Origin of the sequence: Secundilactobacillus hailunensis, from assembly GCF_005405185.1 — a bacterium.
Taxonomy (GTDB): Bacteria; Bacillota; Bacilli; order Lactobacillales; family Lactobacillaceae; genus Secundilactobacillus; species Secundilactobacillus hailunensis.
Window position 1 is genome coordinate 21,646 of the sequence record NZ_BJDO01000006.1, and the last position, 18,889, is coordinate 40,534.

Annotated in this window: 15 protein-coding genes; 6 read left to right on the top strand and 9 right to left on the bottom strand. The window is 43.5% G+C overall.

Annotation, left to right across the window (positions count from 1 at the left end; all coding sequences use genetic code 11):
• Positions 1-13 precede the first annotated feature (13 nt).
• From FFM73_RS02815 to FFM73_RS02830, 4 genes are all read right to left on the bottom strand, one after another.
• Positions 14-1,798, bottom strand: a complete 1,785-nt coding sequence (locus FFM73_RS02815) for a glycerophosphoryl diester phosphodiesterase membrane domain-containing protein (RefSeq protein WP_137630272.1) — start codon at positions 1,796-1,798, stop codon at positions 14-16.
• Positions 1,799-2,060: 262 nt separating this feature from the next.
• Positions 2,061-3,029 (bottom strand): aldo/keto reductase, encoded by a 969-nt coding sequence (locus FFM73_RS02820; protein WP_137630273.1) that lies wholly within the window; start codon positions 3,027-3,029, stop codon positions 2,061-2,063.
• Between the two features lie 4 nt (positions 3,030-3,033).
• Positions 3,034-3,885: an oxidoreductase gene (locus FFM73_RS02825; protein WP_137630274.1), complete on the bottom strand. Its 852-nt coding sequence runs from the start codon at positions 3,883-3,885 to the stop codon at positions 3,034-3,036.
• Positions 3,886-3,944: 59 nt separating this feature from the next.
• On the bottom strand, positions 3,945-4,499 hold the full coding sequence (locus FFM73_RS02830; RefSeq protein ID WP_137630275.1) for an NAD(P)H-dependent oxidoreductase: 555 nt from the start codon (positions 4,497-4,499) through the stop codon (positions 3,945-3,947).
• A 473-nt stretch (positions 4,500-4,972) separates the two neighbouring features.
• On the opposite strand from FFM73_RS02830, the gene nhaC reads away from it, so the two are divergent.
• Positions 4,973-6,379 carry a Na+/H+ antiporter NhaC gene (gene nhaC / locus FFM73_RS02835; RefSeq protein ID WP_137630276.1) on the top strand — a complete coding sequence of 469 codons (1,407 nt, stop codon included), beginning with the start codon at positions 4,973-4,975 and terminating at the stop codon, positions 6,377-6,379.
• Positions 6,380-6,440: 61 nt separating this feature from the next.
• Positions 6,441-6,671 (top strand): cytochrome b5 domain-containing protein, encoded by a 231-nt coding sequence (locus FFM73_RS02840; RefSeq protein ID WP_137630277.1) that lies wholly within the window; start codon positions 6,441-6,443, stop codon positions 6,669-6,671.
• Between the two features lie 372 nt (positions 6,672-7,043).
• On the opposite strand, the gene FFM73_RS02845 is transcribed toward FFM73_RS02840, so the two are convergent.
• The 3 genes from FFM73_RS02845 to FFM73_RS02855 form a co-directional block, all read right to left on the bottom strand.
• Positions 7,044-7,667: a response regulator transcription factor gene (locus FFM73_RS02845; protein ID WP_137630278.1), complete on the bottom strand. Its 624-nt coding sequence runs from the start codon at positions 7,665-7,667 to the stop codon at positions 7,044-7,046.
• Positions 7,667-8,923 carry a sensor histidine kinase gene (locus FFM73_RS02850; protein WP_137630279.1) on the bottom strand — a complete coding sequence of 419 codons (1,257 nt, stop codon included), beginning with the start codon at positions 8,921-8,923 and terminating at the stop codon, positions 7,667-7,669. Before FFM73_RS02850 ends, FFM73_RS02845 begins: the two co-directional genes overlap by 1 nt.
• Before the next feature lie 134 nt (positions 8,924-9,057).
• Positions 9,058-11,160 (bottom strand): ABC transporter ATP-binding protein/permease, encoded by a 2,103-nt coding sequence (locus tag FFM73_RS02855; RefSeq protein WP_137630280.1) that lies wholly within the window; start codon positions 11,158-11,160, stop codon positions 9,058-9,060.
• Between the two features lie 238 nt (positions 11,161-11,398).
• On the opposite strand from FFM73_RS02855, the gene FFM73_RS02860 reads away from it, so the two are divergent.
• Positions 11,399-12,532 carry an AI-2E family transporter gene (locus tag FFM73_RS02860; RefSeq protein ID WP_137630281.1) on the top strand — a complete coding sequence of 378 codons (1,134 nt, stop codon included), beginning with the start codon at positions 11,399-11,401 and terminating at the stop codon, positions 12,530-12,532.
• A 76-nt stretch (positions 12,533-12,608) separates the two neighbouring features.
• On the opposite strand, the gene FFM73_RS02865 is transcribed toward FFM73_RS02860, so the two are convergent.
• The gene (locus FFM73_RS02865; RefSeq protein WP_137630339.1) at positions 12,609-13,913 is read right to left on the bottom strand and encodes a threonine/serine exporter family protein; all 1,305 of its coding nucleotides are present in this window, start codon (positions 13,911-13,913) and stop codon (positions 12,609-12,611) included.
• Positions 13,914-14,075: 162 nt separating this feature from the next.
• On the opposite strand from FFM73_RS02865, the gene FFM73_RS02870 reads away from it, so the two are divergent.
• The gene (locus FFM73_RS02870) at positions 14,076-14,663 is read left to right on the top strand and encodes a TetR/AcrR family transcriptional regulator C-terminal domain-containing protein (RefSeq protein WP_137630282.1); all 588 of its coding nucleotides are present in this window, start codon (positions 14,076-14,078) and stop codon (positions 14,661-14,663) included.
• On the opposite strand, the gene yaaA is transcribed toward FFM73_RS02870, so the two are convergent.
• Positions 14,660-15,415, bottom strand: coding sequence for a peroxide stress protein YaaA (yaaA, locus tag FFM73_RS02875; RefSeq protein WP_137630283.1), 756 nt, complete (start codon positions 15,413-15,415; stop codon positions 14,660-14,662). The genes FFM73_RS02870 and yaaA overlap by 4 nt on opposite strands.
• A 1,537-nt stretch (positions 15,416-16,952) precedes the next feature.
• Between yaaA and FFM73_RS02880 the strand changes: the two genes are divergently transcribed.
• Together FFM73_RS02880 and FFM73_RS02885 are read left to right on the top strand one after the other, a co-directional pair.
• Positions 16,953-17,609 (top strand): matrixin family metalloprotease, encoded by a 657-nt coding sequence (locus FFM73_RS02880; protein ID WP_137630284.1) that lies wholly within the window; start codon positions 16,953-16,955, stop codon positions 17,607-17,609.
• Positions 17,610-18,171: 562 nt separating this feature from the next.
• Positions 18,172-18,828, top strand: coding sequence for a matrixin family metalloprotease (locus tag FFM73_RS02885; RefSeq protein WP_137630285.1), 657 nt, complete (start codon positions 18,172-18,174; stop codon positions 18,826-18,828).
• The last annotated feature ends 61 nt before the right edge of the window (positions 18,829-18,889 follow it).

Below are 18,889 nucleotides of genomic sequence, written 5' to 3' on the forward strand. Positions count from 1 at the left end.
GATTAGGATAGCGTTAATTCAACGGTAAGTTGGTTGAGGGCAGATCAATAATGTAATCGGATAATCGCTTGCTGTATGTGGGATGATTAAGATTGTTATTTACCGTTGATTTTAGCAGCGATAGTTTATCAGTAATGATGCCGTTCACGCCCTGAAATAAGGCGGCTTGCATGGCGCTGTTAGTGTTCACCGTCCAGGCGTAGACCTTTTGGTGGTGCGCATCAGCATCATCGACGAAAGCGTCGGTTAACGTGGTGTACTCCATGGTATAGGCGTTAGCTTTGGTGTTTGGAAATGACAGGTTATACGGCAAGATGAAACTGACAAATTGTTTGGGATCCTGCTGTTTCAAGCCCTTAACCACCGAGTAATTGAGTGAATGAATTTCATCATGGTCACGTTGTAAGCGAACGGCGTAGCGCTTGACGAACAGGTTTAACATGTCTGGTGAATCGTGAGAAGTGGTTTTAATTTCCACTAACAATCTTTGATGGGCTTGTTCGGCAGCGGTCAGGTATTGCGAAAAGCTGGGAATCCTAGCTGCATAACCATTTTCACGGGCCTTTAGCGCTGTGATTTGTTTGAGGGTCATCTGATAGGGTGCTAGATTGACGCCAGTGAGTTGCTTTAAATTTTCATCATGCATCACGACAAAGCGGTGATCTTTGGTCTCATGAATATCCATTTCGATGTAGTCGGGACGTTCTTTACTGGTCTTTTGAAGCGCCGGAATGGTGTTTTGTACACCATTACCGTTATCAACTCCCCGATGAGAAATTTCTAGCGGCCTAGTGACGGTCAGTCCCTTGAGGTAGACAACGTTAAAGCTCACTACCCCAACTGCGACTAGTAAAACAGCGCTAATGATCAATAGTTTTGGCCGGCGTCGTTGCGAGACAAGGCGAGGCTGTTCAATCCGTGGGACGATCACATCCGCCATTAAGATCCGCATGAGACCAAAAGTCGAGAAGATCACCACAAACTGTGAAACAATCTCAATTAAAGCCATGTTGATGATCGCCGTAACAAAGGCGATCTGATTGGCTCTTTGATCGATGAAAGTTTGACCAGCCAGAATCAAGGCATAACAAATCGCAGCGAAAATGGTGATTGCTAGAGACAGCACTAAAATGTTTAAAAAGTAATCGCCAGTACGATGCCGAGTTTTGTTCCAGCTGTCCGCTATGGCTTGATGAACGGAGTGTTGTTCGATGACGAGGTTAGGTAAAACGAATAGTAACCGCAGACCAAGGTACAGCACGATCAGGTAGGCGATGACTAAGCCGACCGTCACCCAGATATTAGTTAATAAGAAAGTTAAAATAAAACCGGGAATCTTCACCTTGGCTAACAGGGCCGTTTTAAAACCAATACCAGCAAATGGCAGAATCAAGACAAAATAACCTAAGAAAAAGCCAAAGGAGGAGAGTGACAGCTTAGGTGTCAGTGACAGGGTATCACGTAAAATGGTCCGAAAAGAAAAGCCCCGTTTAGCTTTAATATCGTAAATGCCAAGCATTGAAAATGAGAATTGCCAATAAACTAAAAACAGTGTCAAAATTAAGATCAGTATTAGGAACAGTGAGGTAAACGGATGATGCAGCATGATGGTAGCGGCATTGGTATACGAAACGTAGTCGATACCGCCAAGTTTTAGCGCCGTCGAGGTCAGCCAGCTTAACAAGGGGATGAACAGCATACTGATCACCAGATTGATGCCTAAAATCAAAGCCGTGTAGGAGACCCAGTTTTGAAAAAAGTCACGGCGAATGCTATTGACTAATCTAAGATGTGTCATATGAAATAACCCCAATCATTACGATATTTAAGACCCACTAATGCCATCATACCAATCTAGAGACTTACCAGTCCTTAATTTATTGATAAAATGTCGGTAATCAAACGGGTTTTTCTAAAAATAAAAGCTGTTTTAAAACCCAGTTTATGGGGAGTTAACCAAATGATGCCTATTCCGACAAGTTTGCGGAATAGGCATCAATTAGTTTGAATTCAGGAGACTCTCAAGTTGCAGTTACTTGCCATAGTTTTCTGATCAACGATTAATTTAAATCTTTAAGCGCGCTCAACACACCTTGTGGGAGCTTTAAGCTAGCAGCTTTGATTGCATCGTCAATGTAACTGGCTTTGCTGGCACCTAATAAAGCGGTTGTGATTCCCGGGATCGATAAGACGCCAGCGAAGGCCAGTTGTGACATTGAAATCCCGGATTCGTCAGAAATGGTTTTTAACTTGCTGACGGCCTTTTCATCGGCATCGTTGAAGTATTCTTTGATCAGCGGTTCACCTTGCGCAGCACGGCTATTAGCTGGCATGGCACCATTCAGGTACTTGCCAGTCAGCACGCCGCGCGCTAATGGGCTGTAAGCTAAGAAGCCCACGTGGGAGCGCTGGGCTAGCTTGAGAACCGCTGAATCATCATGGTTGCTCAAGATGTTATAGCGGTTTTGCAGTGAGGTCAGCGGATTTAGCCGGCGATCTTTAATAATGCCCAGTGCCAGTTTTAACTGGTATTCACTGTAATTGGAAACCCCGTAATACCGAATCTTACCCTCATCAACTAAAGCACTCAGTGTAGTTAACGTTTCAGCCAGTGGGGTGCCATCGTCAAATAGATGGGCCTGGTACAGGTCAATATAATTAGTTTGCAGGCGTTCCAGTGATGAATCGATCTGCTGGCGGATGTGTTCACGCGACAACGTTGGGTTGCTCATCACGGGATTAGTATTAGAGCCGACTTTGGTGGCCAGCACGATCTTTGAGCGGACTCCTGGATGATGACTAAGCCAGTTGCCAATGATGGTTTCAGAAGTCCCGTCACCATAGGCAGGCTTTTCATCTTGTCCTGGACCGTAATAGTCAGCAGTATCAATCAAATTAATACCGGAATTAACGGCATGATCCAAAATCGCATCCGAATCTGCTTCGTTGATCCAGCGACCAAAGGCCATGGTGCCTAAGCCGATTTGAGAAACGTTTAAGTTACTAGTTCCTAATTTTACTGTTTGCATGTATTTATCCCTTCTTTTCAGGCTGATCAGCTGAAACGGAAATATCACGCAGCTGCTTGAAGTCAGCTAAAGACTTGGTGTATTTGTCAATGGCCATATCTGATGCGAACTTACCTAATGGCAAGCGTAATGGCAGTTGGTCATAATTGTTCGTGACTTGATCGTAAATAATTTCAGCGGCTGCGTTTGGATCGCCGGCTTCGTGGTGAGCAGCAGCGCTGGATTGGTCAATGGACTCAGCAAATTGCTGATAGTCCGGTGTTTTTGGCAGTGTCTTTTGTGAAGAACGGCCAGCCCAATCGGTCCTAAAGCCACTGGGTTCGATCAGTAAGACTTTAATGTTTAGATCCTTAACTTCTTGCGCCAGTGATTCGCTCATCCCTTCAACAGCATACTTGGTGCCGTTATAGAAGGACAGCGTTGGAAATGAATGCAGCCCGGCAATGGATGAAAAGTTGACGACGACACCGCTGCGTTGCTTACGCATGGTGGGTAATACCGCACGGGTCATATCAGCTAAGCCCCAAACGTTCACGTTGAACATGTATTGAACAGCATCCCGGTCACTTTCTTCAAAGGTACCAAAATAACCTAGGCCAGCGTTATTGATCAGTACGTCAATGCCGCCAAAACGGTCGTTAACTTGCTTAACTACTTGGTTAATTTCATCGCGGTTAGTGACGTCTAGGGGCAGTTTTTGAATCTGGCCGTGATCATACTGATCGAGGTAGTCCAGTTGATCAGTGTGACGAGCCGTTGCCACTAAGTTTAAATCCGCTTTTTGTGCCAACAAGGTAGCTAATGAGCGGCCAAAGCCAGTCGATGTTCCAGTAATGAGCCATGTTTTATTTGCCATATTACAAACTCCTTTTTTATGCAATAACTCCATTTTAGTTCTTTTTATGCAAAATGAGTTTATTCGCGATTCAATTTTGAAAGTTCAGCTAGTAACGCAGTCTTGATTGGCTGAATCGTTGCCGGATTGTAGACGTCATAGAAGACACAGTTATGAAAGTGGGCTGCGGGTTGAATACCCACGTAGCGAAAGGTGACGTCTAACGGTTTTAAGAGGTCGCTGACGCTTAACCCTTCCGTTAGCGAATTGCCGGGAGCGTAAGTGTCAGCAACCGCGGCCAGTGTTGTGACGTAACCAAATTGCTTGCCGGTCATTAGCGCCACCGGCTGACCATTGTCATCGGTATCGTAAAATTGATGCAGCGCAAACACGTCATCAATGTAGCGCTTTAATCCCCACGGCACCGCGTACCAATATAAGGGGAAGTACAGTAAAATTAAGTCAGCCCACTGAAACTTGGCGTATTCTTGAGTTGCCTCGTAAGCTGTTACTGCAGTCGTTTTAACTTCATTGTGCTGCGATAGTGTTTGGATGCTGATATCTACCAGTGTTTGGGTTAGTTTACCGCCAGCATCGGGGTGCGGCGTGTAACCATTGATCAGTAAAATGCGCATAAAATTAGGCTCCTTTCAAAATTATCATAGCATGATCATCCCGCCAATTGGCAGCGAAAGTTCAGTTAATAATAGACTCATTTAAACCAGCAACTTGCATTTTCCAAAAATGGGGTTATAATTCTAATTAATATTTAATGTCGGACTTACAATTAAGTAGCGTCTTATCTGGGTGTCAGAAAGTTGGCGGTTGCTGCGAGCCAATCAGGGTAAGAAAAGCGAAATACGTAGACGTCGACAATGGTTACCGCTAGAATCCATTATCTTCTGGTGAGTGGTGTACAGAAGTGTACACAATTTGGGTGGTACCACGGTAGAGTCTGATCGTCCCTGTTGCAGTTAATGCAATGGGGGCGATTTTTTTGTTGGGAGGAGTAATCAAAATGAGAACAACTTGCGGTGGCATTACACGATATTGATTGACCGAATTCTTTGCGGGTGAAAAGGATACATAAAAAGGGAGATTGATCGATATGCAAAAAATCAAATTAAGTTTACGAGAAGCAATTATTATGTTAGTCATTATTCTGGCCATTATGGGCTTAGGGGTGATTGGTTTAGGGCTATCACCACAAGTTCCCGTTCTTTTAGCAATCACAGTCACCATCTTCTGGGCCAAATTCAAGGGGCTTTCCTGGGACGATATTAATCATGGCATCAAAGATGGAATCGATAAAGGCATTATTCCCATCGTCATTTTTATCTTGATTGGGGCCATGATCAGTACCTGGATTGCTGCTGGTACCATTCCCACGTTGATGGTGATTGGCTTTAAAGCCATCAGCGCGCAGTGGTTCTTGCCAACAGTCTTCTTGGTCTGCACGTTAGTTGGGGCAGCGGTTGGTAGCTGCTTTACGGTGGTCTCGACAGTTGGTATCGCCTTCTTCGGGATCGGTGTTACCATGAGCTTCAACCCAGCCTTAGTTGCTGGTGCGGTGATCTCCGGCGGTGTGTTTGGTGATAAGTGTTCGCCACTGTCTGAAACCAATAATTTAGCCGCAGTCGTTGTGGATACGGATCTCTTTGATCACATGAAGACGATTCTTTGGTCAACGGTGCCAGCAGGGGTTATCTCAACTGTGATTTTTGCCCTGCTGGGGTTTGGTCACAACCACGCCGATTTTGCGAAGATCAATACGACTGTAGCTGCGTTAACACAAGACTTCCATATTTCCTGGGTCGCTTTGATTCCAATCGTGCTCGTGTTTGTCTGTGCCGGTTTTAAGATGGCAGCGATTCCCACCATGCTATTAAACGTGCTGGTATCAGGCGTGATGATGTTTATTAATAATCCCCAACTCAGTGTGGTTAAAGCCAGCAACATCATCACCAACGGGTTCGTTGCCAAAACGTCCAACGCTGAAGTTAATTTACTATTGTCACGAGGGGGTATCGTCAGCATGATGCCAACGGTGGCCTTGATCGTCTTAACGCTGTCACTGGGTGGCTTGTTAGTGAACTTCGGGCTAGTCAGTGCGGTCATGACACCGTTAGCTAACCACTTAAACTCCCATGCCAAATTAGTAACGGCTGCTTTATGTGCCTGCATTGGGATTAACATCTTTGTTGGTGAACAATTCCTATCCATTATTTTGCCAGGCCGGTCATTTAAGCAAACCTTCGAGAATGGCGGTCTTGAGAGTTCAGCGTTAGGTCGAGTATTGGAAGATGGCGGGACTGTTTTGAACTACTTAGTACCATGGGGTGTTGGCGGGGTCTTCTTAGCCAACACGCTGGGCGTACCCACTATGTCATACCTGCCATTCGTCTTCTTCAGCCTGCTTTGCCCAGTGATGTCTCTGATCAGCGGTTTAACTGGAATCGGGCTACACGTGAAGGCACAGCCGGTAGAGACCAGTGTCAAGCAGCCATCACTTTAACTGACTTTTCAGGTGATCAATGATAGACTGATAGGTAGATAACAGAAAGGAAGGATGACTCATGGCAGTGAACTTAACCCAAGAAGAACTGAAACAATATGATGGTAAGAATGGTCGTAAGGCGTACGTTGCAATCGATGGAACGATCTACGATGTGACGGATGTTGACGCATGGAAGAACGGTGAGCATCACGGTAACGTCGCTGGTAAGGACCTGTCAGAGGTCATCCTAAAAGCGCCACACAAGAAGTCGGTACTGCCAAAGTTACCGGTGGTGGGAAAATTAGTCTAGTGTGTAGAGCGTGAAACCACTCGGGTTGACGCCAGAGCGTAACGCAAATAAGGTGGGTTCCCTGGTTTTGGGAACTCACCTTATTTGCGTTACACGGCCGGAGTCAGAGTGGTTGAACACGTTTTTACTAGATAACAGTAAAGCAGTGTCGCAATTTTGAAAGGTATAGAAGGTTATATTGGTAAGGATGCTACCCGTTTTCTTAACTGGAATTCAGTGAATGATTGCTCTGTTCGCTCGATACTTTTATCTAGCCCAATCGTGTTCAACAAAGCAGAGACTTGCATGGAAGGTCCACAGGCATAAATCCAAGTTCGGGATTTTTGCCTGTGGACCTTCCATGCAAGTCTCTAACCGCTTTGTTTCACACACTCACAATTCAATTAAATTAAGTTGCAATGCCTTAGCCACTGCCTCAGCCCTAGAAAAAACGCCTAACTTATTATAGATGCTGGTGAGATGGGACTTTACCGTTCGTTCGCTGACACCAATATCGGTGGCTATTTCTTTGCTGTGATACCCCTCGGCCACTTCCGTTAAAATTTGGTGTTCGCGCGTTGACAGTTCAATATCAGAGGTTGGTGCCGGTTGGGCAAAAGCCTTGCCAGCAATCCGCGGTTCAATAAACGTTTCTCCTTTGATGGCACCGCGGATGACATTTAAGATGGTATCTTTATCAGCGTCTTTCAGCAAGAAGCCCTTGGCGCCTAACTGCATGGCTTGTTGAATTGGCTTTTGATCATCAAAAGTAGTCAGGACCACAACGGGCAGATCAGGGTCGGTCACATGAAGCTGTTCGATCAAAGCAATCCCATCTAATTTTGGCATGCGAATATCAGTCAGTACGAGGTCAGGGTGTAATTCTTTAACCTTATCCAGTCCCTCTTGACCATCATCAGCCGTGCCAATGACTTCAATATCCGAAGCCGTTTCAAAAATCAGTTCCAGACCCGCGCGTAATAGCTCGTGGTCATCAACTATTAATACTTTGATCATTAGTTATCCAGTTCCTTTCGACTTGTTGGCATGGTTAACGTAACGGTGGTGCCTTCACCCAGTGAACTAATGACGGTAACGACACCGTCGAGGCGGGCTGCCCGTTCTTGCAGACCACTGAGACCGTAATGGCCAGCTTTAGGCTTATTTTGGGTATTAAAGCCTTCACCAAAATCAATTACTTTTAATTTGAAAATATCATTTTTTAACTGGCTACTGATCAACGCTTGATTAGTCTTAGCGTGTTTGGCAACGTTAGTCAGTGCTTCAGTAACGATCCGGGTGATCTCGGTGAGCTGACTCGGAGAATAGTCTGGAATATCACCTAATTTAATCGTGGTGTTAATGTGGTAATTTTTTTGAATGGCTTCGGTTGTAAGCTGCAGTCTGGCCGGTAAACTTTCCTCAGTTGTTGACCGCAGATCAGTCAGTGTGATCCGAGATTCCTGCAGTGCTTTACGAGAGGCTGCCACGCTGTCCTTGATGATTTCTTTTGCTCGTTTGGTATTACCCTGGTCCAGAAAACTGTCAGCCGCTTCCAGCTGCATAACGACGGCAGCTAATCCTTGAGTTAACGTATCATGCAATTCGCGAGCAACCCGCTGGCGTTCTGAACGGATGGCAGAAGCTTCAACTTGTTTATAGGCCAGCTGCAGTTCACTGTAAAGGTCTTCTACCCGTTGTCGTTCACTTAATTGCTGCTGATAAAGGCGCCAGTAGTAAAGGACGATCAGGATGACAAAAATAAACGACTGGAGGGTGATGAGGGCTAAGCGCCAGCCAACGATGAGTAGCCAAGCTACCCAGAAAATAGAATAGATGGCCGTTAATCCAATCAGCAGGATCTGTGGCCGGCGATAGGCAATGATCGATTCAATCAATAAAACGGGGTAAGTACCCACCATGATGATAGGGGCACTCATCGGCAACACGGTGACAAAAATGATCGATAGAATAATCGGAACACAAACCATTTCCCATGGCCGTTTTTGATACAGCCAGGGACCGATCCAAATCGAAAGGATGAGACCTGTGATCCAAAAAAGGACGAATATCGAGATTGCAGCATGGTTGAATGGTATGGTGTAAGTTGGAATTTGCCGATGAATAAATATTTGGGCTCGCTCCCTGATGGCAAGGGTACTCGTTGACAGAATGTACAAGGCCACAAAGCCAATCATGATCATCCAAACAATCAGCGGTACTCGCGCCTTCTTCAATGTCTGGATTTTTCGTTCCTCAGTTTGTTTTGGCATGGTTTCACTTCACTTTCGCGGTTGAGCTATTAACTGTATTTTACACTAAAAGACCACTTCGAAACGATTTCGGAGTGGCCTTTTAGGCTGACTTGATTGTAATCTGGAGAAATCGAACCTACTTCATTAACGCGTTAATCTGCTGACAAGGCATCAATCGGGTTCAAACGGGCTGCACTTCGAGCTGGTAGCAATGAAGCTAACAGGGAAATGATCAGCGCAATCGCGAAGACGACCACGACATTGCTGAGCGAAATTTGAACAAACGCAAAGTGGGCAATGCTTGAAAGGGCTTGGTTAGCAACCGTTTGACCCACGAAGGCAACCACGGTAGCCAAAGCGGCACTTAACACACCGATAATCAGTGATTCACTGATGAATAGGCGGCGAATATCACGTTTAGATTCACCAAGGGCCCGGAGAATCCCAATTTCCTTAGTTCGAGCACTGACTGACATATACATCGTGACGATGATCATTAAAGCAGAAACCAGTAATGAAATGGCGGCAATTGCGGCCAGCACATTTGTGGCTAGGCTAATATAGGTTTGAACAGTGCTGATGATTGAGCTAACTGAGGTTGCAGAGAATTGACGCTTGTTGTTGGACTTCAGCTTGTTCATTTGAGCAGTCGTCGATTTAACGTTATTAAGCTTATCAACGTTAACGGCAACCATTGGCGACTTAGTTTCGACATTAGCAGCCTGCATGGCGTTCTTCATGGTCTTGGTGTTGACGTAGTTATCTGAACGCATGCTGCTGCCCATACCACTTGAGCTGGAGACAATCCCAGAAACCTTGACCTTCATATTAACGGTGGCCATCTTATGGTGCTTGTTTAACGTCTGGTACTTCATGGTGATCGTCTTACCGATCATTGATTTATAATGATTCTTGTTGAACTTCTTGGCAACGTCGTTAGAACCAATCAGGACTTCACCAGTCTTAGGTGCATGACCATATTTGATACTGTTCTTAGTCGCACTGGTGTTCCAGTTCTGTAGCTGTGAAATGACGGCTGATTTGTCATTATATTTGGAAGTCACGTTGCTTGCAATATAGACGTTATCAACCTTAGTGACGTGCTTTAAGGACTTCAGTTGGTTAACATTTTTGTCTGAAATGCTTGGCATAGCAGCGGTTGGAGTAGCAGTGGCAGCACTTAAACCGGCGCCGCTTTGACTGCCGCTACTGCTGCCACCTTGTGGACTGCTGGATTGGGGAGCAGAACTTTGCTGAGCACTTGGGGTACTGCCAGTCTGAGCAGAACTCCCCGAGGCTGCGGATGCTGCGCTGCTTGGAGATTTTTGATAGCGACTCACGACAACGACTTGGGGATTGACTAGGTCATTCACCTGTTTATTGATGTAGCCGTTGATCCCGTTGCCTAAGCCAGAGAAGAGCATGACGGCAAACAGCCCAATGGCAGTTCCCAAAACGATCAGTGAATTCCGCCAGAAGTTGTATTTGAAATGCTTATAGGCGGTTCGATAAGCAACGTTTGCTGGCAGTAATCTAGATTTCAGCCGTTCAGTGTCTTTAAGTGGGTAAGCGTTGTGTAAGCGGGTATCCGCATTAATCTTACCGTCTTCCAAGTGAACGATTCGGGTTCCGGAGTTGGCCACTGATTGAGAGTGGGTCACGGCAATCACTAGCCGACCTTCTTGGGCGATACTGTCCAAGATTTCTAGCACTTCAGCAGTGTTTTGTGAGTCCAGAGCACCAGTTGGTTCATCAGCAATGATCACTTTTGGATCACTGGCTAATGCCCGGGCAATGGCGACTCGTTGCTTTTGCCCACCAGAAAGTTGGTTAGGGTACTTCTTTGCTTGATCTTCCAAACCGACCCGTTTTAATAGAGACATGGCCCGGTCTTCTCGTTGGGCATGGTTTAAGGTGGTCATATCCAGCGGAATTAGAACGTTATCTAAGACTGTTAAGTGGCTGATCAGGTTATAAGCTTGGTAAATGTAGCCAATGGTATCACGTCGGTACGTATCCATGGCTTTTTCGTTTTTATGGTCTAAACGCTTGCCATCAACGGTGACGCTGCCTTGAAATTGACGGTCCAAGCCGCCAATGATGTTCATCAGCGTTGACTTACCACCACCGGATTCCCCTAAAATAGAAACAAATTCACCAAGGTCAAAGTTGAGATCGATTCCCTTTAAGACGGGGAATTCTTCTTTGCCTAGATAGTAGGACTTATGAATGTCCCTTAATTCTAAATAGCTCATGTTTTCCTCCTGCAATAATTTAAGTGTCTCTATCATAATCAGAATTGCTGCAGTCGACATCGTTCGAACGGACAGTTAATTTTTGCCCAAATGGGCAGTTGGCGCTAAAAGGTTCATTTGCAGGACTAAATCAGGTCATTTAATAGTGGTTTGAACACTACTCAGGCAAGAAAACTTGGTATCGTTTGCATAAATACGGTAAACTGAAAGTAGCATATTTTATTCGTGGAGGTGCCGTATGACCATATCCAAAAAGACATTAATTAAAACGAGCGTTGTACTCGTTATTCTGCTTGCTTGCCTAGTGTATCCAGGACCGATTTTTGGTGCAATTGGTAAACTGATTTCAGTGCTGAACCCGTTGATCTTGGGGGCAGTACTGGCCTATGTCGTTAACTTGCTGTCCCGTCAGGTGGAAAAATGGTTGTGGCCTCATGCGAGAAAAAAATGGGTCAAAGGCTTTCGTCGTCCATTGGCAATTCTGCTGGCCTTAGTCATCATCGTGCTGGTCATTGTCGGTGTCATGCGATTAGTGATCCCTCAATTCATTGATGCTATTAATAGTTTCTTCAAAACGGCGCCCAGCACCATCAATGATCTGACCCACTGGTTCAATCAAGTTGACCAGAATCATACCATTAGTAAGCGGGTGGCGGATGCAACAGCTTCCTTTAATTGGAAATCAATTCAGTCAAAAGCGATGAGATACTTAACCGTTGGTGCTTCTGGCGTCTTTTCTTCAACTGTATCCATCTTCAGCAATATTTTCTCTGGTGTCATTAATTTTGTTTTATCCTTTGTTTTTGCCATCTATTTGATTAGCGGTAAGGAGAAGATTGGTGGCTGGTTAAACCGGCTAATGGATGATTTTTTGCCGGCCAAATTCGTTGCTAAGACCCGTTACGTTTTGCGGGTGACTGATAAAATGTTTTCTAGTTTCATCGCCGGGCAAGTGCTGGAAGGTTTCATCTTGGGGACGTTGTGTACATTAGGGATGATGATCTTCCGGTTCCCAGACGCGCTATCAATTGGGGCGTTAGTCGGTATCAGTGCCTTGATTCCGATGATTGGTGCCTGGATTGGTGGGGTCGTTGGCTTTGTGCTCATTGCGGTCACATCACCGATTCAAGCAATCTTATTCGTTGTTTTCATTATTGTGCTTCAGCAAGTTGAGGGTAACCTGATCTATCCTAGAGTGGTGGGCGGTACCATTGGCCTGCCGGGATTACTGGTGCTGGCAGCGATAACGATTGGCAGTGGCTTAGCTGGTATTGTAGGTATGATGTTAGGAGTGCCAATTACAGCGACACTGTACAAATTGATGCGCAACGCGACCTTTAAAAAAGAGGGGCTTCTAAAAGAAGACCAGTAAACAAAAAGTGCTCGAAAATGATCATAAAATCATTTTCGAGCACTTTTTCTACTATATTATTATAGCTAAATAATTGTCAGCCAAAATGACGCCATTCTTTGTCCAACAGATATCTGGCAACAAACAGGCCCAGAGGTAAGAATAAAATAATTAGGGCTGCTCGAGTCAGCCACAGCGCACCATTACCAATTTGATTCAAACCAATATCGTAAATACCACGATAGATATAAAGACCCGGAATCATAATTACAATGGAAGGAACTGTCAAAGAAATTCGGGGATAACCATTAGTCCGGTTGACGATCGAAGCTAGCAGCCCAGCGACCAATGCACCGCAGAACGCCGCAGCGGGGGCTGGAATAGTGTGGAAATCAACTAATTCTAGCCGGAGGGTGTTGGCAACTGCCCCGATTAATCCAGAGGTGATGGCGAGTCGCTGTGAGCTATTAAACATCATGGAGAAACCGTAGACGCCGAAAAAACTAGCAGGTAGTCGTAATAACAGGAGGACTAATGGGCTTAATCCCAGTGGCACAAAGTTTTCTGGTTGGAAATTAACGATCAAAGCAATCAGCCAACCGCAAAGTGTTGCCACAATGGTGATCATCAGCGCGTAGGCTAATCGTTCCAGTCCCGAACGCATATCGAGCTTGGATAAATCCAAGAAACTAGTAATGAAGGGGAAACCAGGAATCACGAATAGCATGGCGCCAATATAGCCAGCTTCATGGTTACCTGAAATGGGATAAACTAGCTGTAAACTTTTAAAAACTAGCAGGTAAGTAATTTCGGCGACAGCCACACTGACGGCAATTGCGGAAATCATCGTGAGCTTATGTTTTCCCATTTCACCGCGGACCCAGTTACCAAGGCCGGCACCGATAAAACTGCAAAACATTTCGATCCAGCCACCACCCAGTAAAAAAATAAATGAAGCACAGGCAATGGCAGCCGCTAACCCCTTTATGGCTGGTGAATAATGGCCGGGAGTTTGTTGGATCTTATCTAATTTTTGATGGATCTCTTTAATACTTAAGTGGGAGTATTTTTTTTCAAATTGTTTGACGAAAGTCTCTAATACGAAGAGTTTGTCCGTGTTGACACCAGTGTTTGGTAACGACAAGATCTGTGAGTAACTGTGACCTTCATCAAAACAGGTGTAATTGATCGTAGTTAAGCCAATATCTGCGGAACAGATCAAGTTAAGTACCCGTGCAACAGTGTTCATTGCATCACGGACACGCCAGGCTCCAGTACCGCAGGAAAGCATCATGATACCGACACGACCAACGACAGAGGATCTTGCTTTGACCCGCGCATGCTTGATCTGCGCGTCTTGATCAACGGCAAAGTCCTGCCATGGAATCGTCATATGATGCATTCCTGACGGCGTATTATGTTCAGGTTCTTTTGCTTCTTCAGTCACTTTTTGCCTCCAATAAATGTGTTCTCTACATTATAAACTCGAATCACTAATTTTCACAAGACTTCTATATTATGGTATCGTTATCATGTGTTTTTTAATTTGAAAGGGGCAAATGGCATGACGGTAAAAGAAAAAATAATGGCAGCAACGAAGCAATTAGTCGTCTCACAGCCATTTGATAAAATCACTGTGACAACAATCATGGCAATCACCAGCATGCGCCGGCAATCTTTTTATGACCATTTTCGGGATAAGTATGATGTGCTGGCTGAAATTTATTCAACTGAGGTTAAGGCAGCGGTTCACTATTGCGGTAATTATCGTTTTTGGCCGCAGACTTTACTGGCAATGCTGACGTACTTCGACAGTAACTGGGCGTTCTACCAAAACGTCTTAAAGCTAGACGTTCAAAACGCCCCTGAAGAAGTGATCATCGACCATTTAAAAACCATGGTTGGCCAAATTTTTACGAGTTTAGGCGACGTTGAAAAAATCAGTATTGATACCAGCTACTGCGTATTCCTCCAAAAAACACTTGGTGGAACGCTTTTTCTTTCATTAAAGGAGTGGCTTTATCAACCAGACGGACTTGAGCTGCAACAGGAGTACCGTTATTTAAAGGCTTATCTGGAAGATGGGATCAATGGGTACCTATTACGAACAAAGCGAATCAACACCTATCAGAAGCATTCTGAGATTGCCTAGTGTTTACGCTCATTATTAACGAAAACCAGCTGATTTTGAGTTGAACGCTGGGCGTCAAAGTGCCAGTCTGGATGATCAAAATGAGTAACACCGGCGATATCTTGAATGTTGTGCTCGGCTAAATAACGGACCATTTCGCCGCGGGCCATCTTGGCTAACGTAGCCTTGGTTTTTAATTTGCCAGCGACTTCTGACCCGAAGACAACGTTGATTAACTGGTCGTTGGGCTGTAAGTACCGTGTAATGGTCTTAGCATATTCCTGCGAGGCCAGGTTAAGCACGGGACCTTGATCAAATGAAAGTGCCTGATAGAGTCGCTGCCCCCAAAATTGGTATAAGTTGCGGGTGCCCGCTACTTGGATGACTGACTGCATTTCAAGCCGGTAGGGAGTAACGCCATCGAAGGGCCGTAAAATGCCGTAGAAGCCGGATAGAATACGTAGCTTGGCTTGGACATACGCCAGTGCAGGGGCAGTGAAGAGGTCTGGTGCCATATATTGATATTGGATGCCGGTGTAACTTAAAATTGCGGGCGTTAACTGATCAGACAGGTTCATTTTTTGCAGCCAAGTGTAATTTGGTCGGGCTAATTTATCGCTGCACCGCCACATCGTTTGGGCTGCTTCATAACTGAAAGTTTGCATTTTCTGAAGTATTTGACGGGTTTCTTCTATATATATGGGTAAACCTTGAATCTCAAAGTCGTTGGTATTAACAACCATTTTTTTGGCTGGTGCGATAATGATCTGCATAGTATCTTCCTATCTAGGTGTTTAAAACATCGTTATAATGAGCAGTTAGTTTAGTTTAATTGAGTTTTGTAGAAGATGCAATATCCATTAGGCTATCTATTTTTTACGGAAAAGTAAAAAGATTGGCAAAAGGACTTGCATAATGGCTGTTCTCCATGTATAATGTGATTTGTATTAAGAAATGTGAAATTAATTAAATAAAAATTGCTCAGCACTAAAGTTCATTTTAGTGACACGACCCGGACAGGAGAAAGACCTGCTCGGGTCGTTGTTGTCTCATGAGGATTATTTAATTGATTAGTTTTACGTGAATCATCCTTTTGATTTGAAGTAGTTCAAATTCCTGTTGAGTTACCCCCCCAATTAACTCATTCTGACTTATCCCCCAGCGGTTTAAACGATTGCTGGTAAGGTTAAGTTAGTATAGTCGAACAATAACAGGTAGTGTCCTATCATTGCAAGTAGTTGAAGAATTGTCGATGTCTCCTTCGATTCTTTGATAAAAGCTAATATATGGTAAGGCAATGAAAAGGTTAGGATATTTCATTTCTGATTTTAGTTTAACTTAGTTGAGGTCTCTAGAAGCTACAATCATAGTTGAGTTTGTCTATTTTTTGGAGAAAAACGAAAAAATAGACGAAAGGACTTGTAAAATGATTGTGCACTATGTATAATGTGTCTTGTATTCAAGAACAGTGAAACGAATTAAATAAATAAATTGCTCAGCACTAAAACTCTTTTTTAGTGACACGACCCGGACAGGAGAGAGACCTGTTCGGGTCGTTGTCGTCTGATGGGATTGTTTAATTAATTGGTTTCACGTGAGTTGCCCTTTTGGTTTGGAGTATTTCAAATTCCTGTCGAGTTGATCCCCCCCAATTAACTCATTCTGATTGTTAATCAGAAATCCCCCCAGCAATTTAAATAATTGCTAGTGAGATTATATAATTAGTATAATCGAACATTAACAGGTAGGGTCTTATCATGGCAAGTAGTTGAAGAGTTGTTGATGTCTCCTTCGATTCTTCGATAAAAGCTGATACATGGTAAGACAATGAAAAGGTTAGGATATTTCATTTCTAATTTAAAACGTCTAACGATAATCGTTAGGCGTTTTTTTTGTGGAAAATTGTGGTTGGCCGGTGAATAATAAATGGAGCATTTACATATATATGTCCTAAATATCAGCTATTTCGTGATTTTTTCTGAAAAGTCGACAAATATTTTAAAAAAATTGTATGCAAATGAAACTGTTTACATTTGTAGAATTTTATTCTGATTTAGGGGCCGAAAAGCCTGTTAAACTAATGTTTATCCTCTAAACAGTTAAAAATATAATGGTTTCACAATCTCCACTTTGCTTTAACTTTGTAACATGTTTGTAATAGTAATCCTGAATTCCTAGTGCTATAGTCATTCTCGTTGCTTCGTTATTGGGGGGTCAATAACCAAGCAGCCTAAAAGTAAATTGATTTTCACAAATTTATTTTTAGTAAGTAAGCTTTTGAAGGAACACCGAATTTAAGGAGACAATTTATTGAATTTCAACAATCGTTTTATGGGTAGTATGTTAGCTGTCGTTGCCGTTGCCGCAGGTTTGATTTTCGCTGCACCAAGTCACGCGGATGCAAAGGTAGTTACAGATGCCGATGCCACCAGTGCAATTACTAAAACACAAGCACAGAATGGTACTGCTAAAGCTGATGGTGGCGCTGCTACTGGTTCAGCTCGTTTGACACCCGCTACTAAGCGCTGGCAATCAGCTACTATCACTTACAAGATCTCCAGCAAATCCGGTTATTACAAGACCGTTTGGCAGTCAGCCGTTAAGAGCTGGAACAAGAGCGGCGTGGTTAAGCTGGTCGCTACTTCTGGTAAAGCTGACATTACTTTAGCCGATAAGAACTCTACTATGAAGAACGCTACAGTCGGCATTACTTATTCTTCATACTATAATGATAAGGATATGAACGGTTTAAAGGTTATGGCTAACGCCCAATCATACGTCTTCAAAAACGTGGCCAACCGTTATCACTATTCCAAGTCAGAAAAAACGAACGTTGCCGAACATGAATTAGGTCACGCCTTAGGTTTGGAACATAACGTTGGTAAAGCCAGTGTGATGTATTACGCTACTCGTGATCAATCCGTTTCAAAACCAGATGTTAATGGCTTGGAAGCTAGTTACCGTTAAAATCAAAAAATTAAATTAGAATTGAAATATCCATTCCAGGGGGGAATGGATATTTTTGATTGGTTTGATATATTGGCGCTGATCTTTTTAGCTAAATGCTGGACTGTTAAAGATAGTCGATTTACTAATTAAAAAAAGTTAATTTGCAAAAAGGATTGGGTTTTTCGAGGTATAATAAATGGGACACTTATAGTTATATGTCCTAAAAATCACGTATTTTTTGATATTTTTTAAAAAATAAAAAACTTTTTTAATATTTAAAGTGTAAATGAAACTGTTTACATTTGCATAGTTTTATCTTGATTTAAGGGTTAAGAAGCCTGCTAAGCTAGGCTTTAGCCTCTGAATAGTTAGAGATATAATTATTTCACAAGCTAGATTTCTCAAAACTTTTGTAACATTCCTGTAATAGTATTCTTGAATCCCTGATGTTATAGTCATTCTCGTTGCGTTGGTTATTGGGGGGTCAATAACCAAGCGGCCTAAAAGTAAATTGATTTTCACAAATTTATTTTTAGTAAGTAAGCTTTTGAAGGAACACCGAATTTAAGGAGACTATTTATTGAATTTCAACAATCGTTTCATGGGTAGTATGTTAGCTGTCGTTGCCGTTGCCGCAGGTTTGATTTTCGCTGCACCAAGTCATGCAGATGCAAAGGTAGTTACAGACGCCGATGCTACGAGTGCTGTTACTAAGACACAGGTTATGAATGGAACCGCTAAAGCCGATGGCGGTGAAGCCACTGGCTCCGCTAAATTAACACCAGCTACTAAACGCTGGCAGTCAAGCACCATCACCTATAAGATCGATAGTGGTTCAAGTTACTACAAGTCCGTTTGGAAATCCGCTGTTAAAAGCTGGAACAAGAGCGGCGTGGTTAAGTTGGTTGCTACTTCAGGTAAAGCTGATATCAACTTGTCCGATAAGAACTCTACTATGAAAAACGCGACAGTCGGTATTACTTATTCTTCATACTATAATGATAAGGATATGAATGGTTTAAAGGTTATGGCTAACGCCCAATCATACGTCTTCAAAAACGTGGCCAACCGTTATCACTATTCCAAGTCAGAAAAAACGAACGTTGCTGAACATGAATTAGGCCACGCCTTAGGCTTAGAACATAATGTTGGTAAAACTAGTGTCATGTATTACGCCACTCGTGATCAATCCGTTTCAAAGCCAGATGTTAATGGCTTGGAAGCTAGCTACCGTTAAAATTAAAATCTAAATTAGAAATGAAATATCCATTCCGGGGGAATGGATATTTTTTAACCAC

Excerpts from the sequence above, each read along its gene's own strand:
- FFM73_RS02815 (WP_137630272.1), bottom strand. The coding sequence starts at position 1,798 with ATGACACATCTTAGATTAGTCAATAGCATTCGCCGTGACTTTTTTCAA.
- FFM73_RS02830 (WP_137630275.1), bottom strand. The coding sequence starts at position 4,499 with ATGCGCATTTTACTGATCAATGGTTACACGCCGCACCCCGATGCTGGC.
- FFM73_RS02825 (WP_137630274.1), bottom strand. The coding sequence starts at position 3,885 with ATGGCAAATAAAACATGGCTCATTACTGGAACATCGACTGGCTTTGGC.
- FFM73_RS02845 (WP_137630278.1), bottom strand. The coding sequence starts at position 7,667 with ATGATCAAAGTATTAATAGTTGATGACCACGAGCTATTACGCGCGGGT.
- FFM73_RS02820 (WP_137630273.1), bottom strand. The coding sequence starts at position 3,029 with ATGCAAACAGTAAAATTAGGAACTAGTAACTTAAACGTTTCTCAAATC.
- FFM73_RS02840 (WP_137630277.1), top strand. The coding sequence starts at position 6,441 with ATGGCAGTGAACTTAACCCAAGAAGAACTGAAACAATATGATGGTAAG.
- FFM73_RS02860 (WP_137630281.1), top strand. The coding sequence starts at position 11,399 with ATGACCATATCCAAAAAGACATTAATTAAAACGAGCGTTGTACTCGTT.
- yaaA (WP_137630283.1), bottom strand. The coding sequence starts at position 15,415 with ATGCAGATCATTATCGCACCAGCCAAAAAAATGGTTGTTAATACCAAC.
- FFM73_RS02855 (WP_137630280.1), bottom strand. The coding sequence starts at position 11,160 with ATGAGCTATTTAGAATTAAGGGACATTCATAAGTCCTACTATCTAGGC.
- FFM73_RS02850 (WP_137630279.1), bottom strand. The coding sequence starts at position 8,923 with ATGCCAAAACAAACTGAGGAACGAAAAATCCAGACATTGAAGAAGGCG.
- nhaC (WP_137630276.1), top strand. The coding sequence starts at position 4,973 with ATGCAAAAAATCAAATTAAGTTTACGAGAAGCAATTATTATGTTAGTC.
- FFM73_RS02865 (WP_137630339.1), bottom strand. The coding sequence starts at position 13,913 with ATGCATCATATGACGATTCCATGGCAGGACTTTGCCGTTGATCAAGAC.
- FFM73_RS02870 (WP_137630282.1), top strand. The coding sequence starts at position 14,076 with ATGACGGTAAAAGAAAAAATAATGGCAGCAACGAAGCAATTAGTCGTC.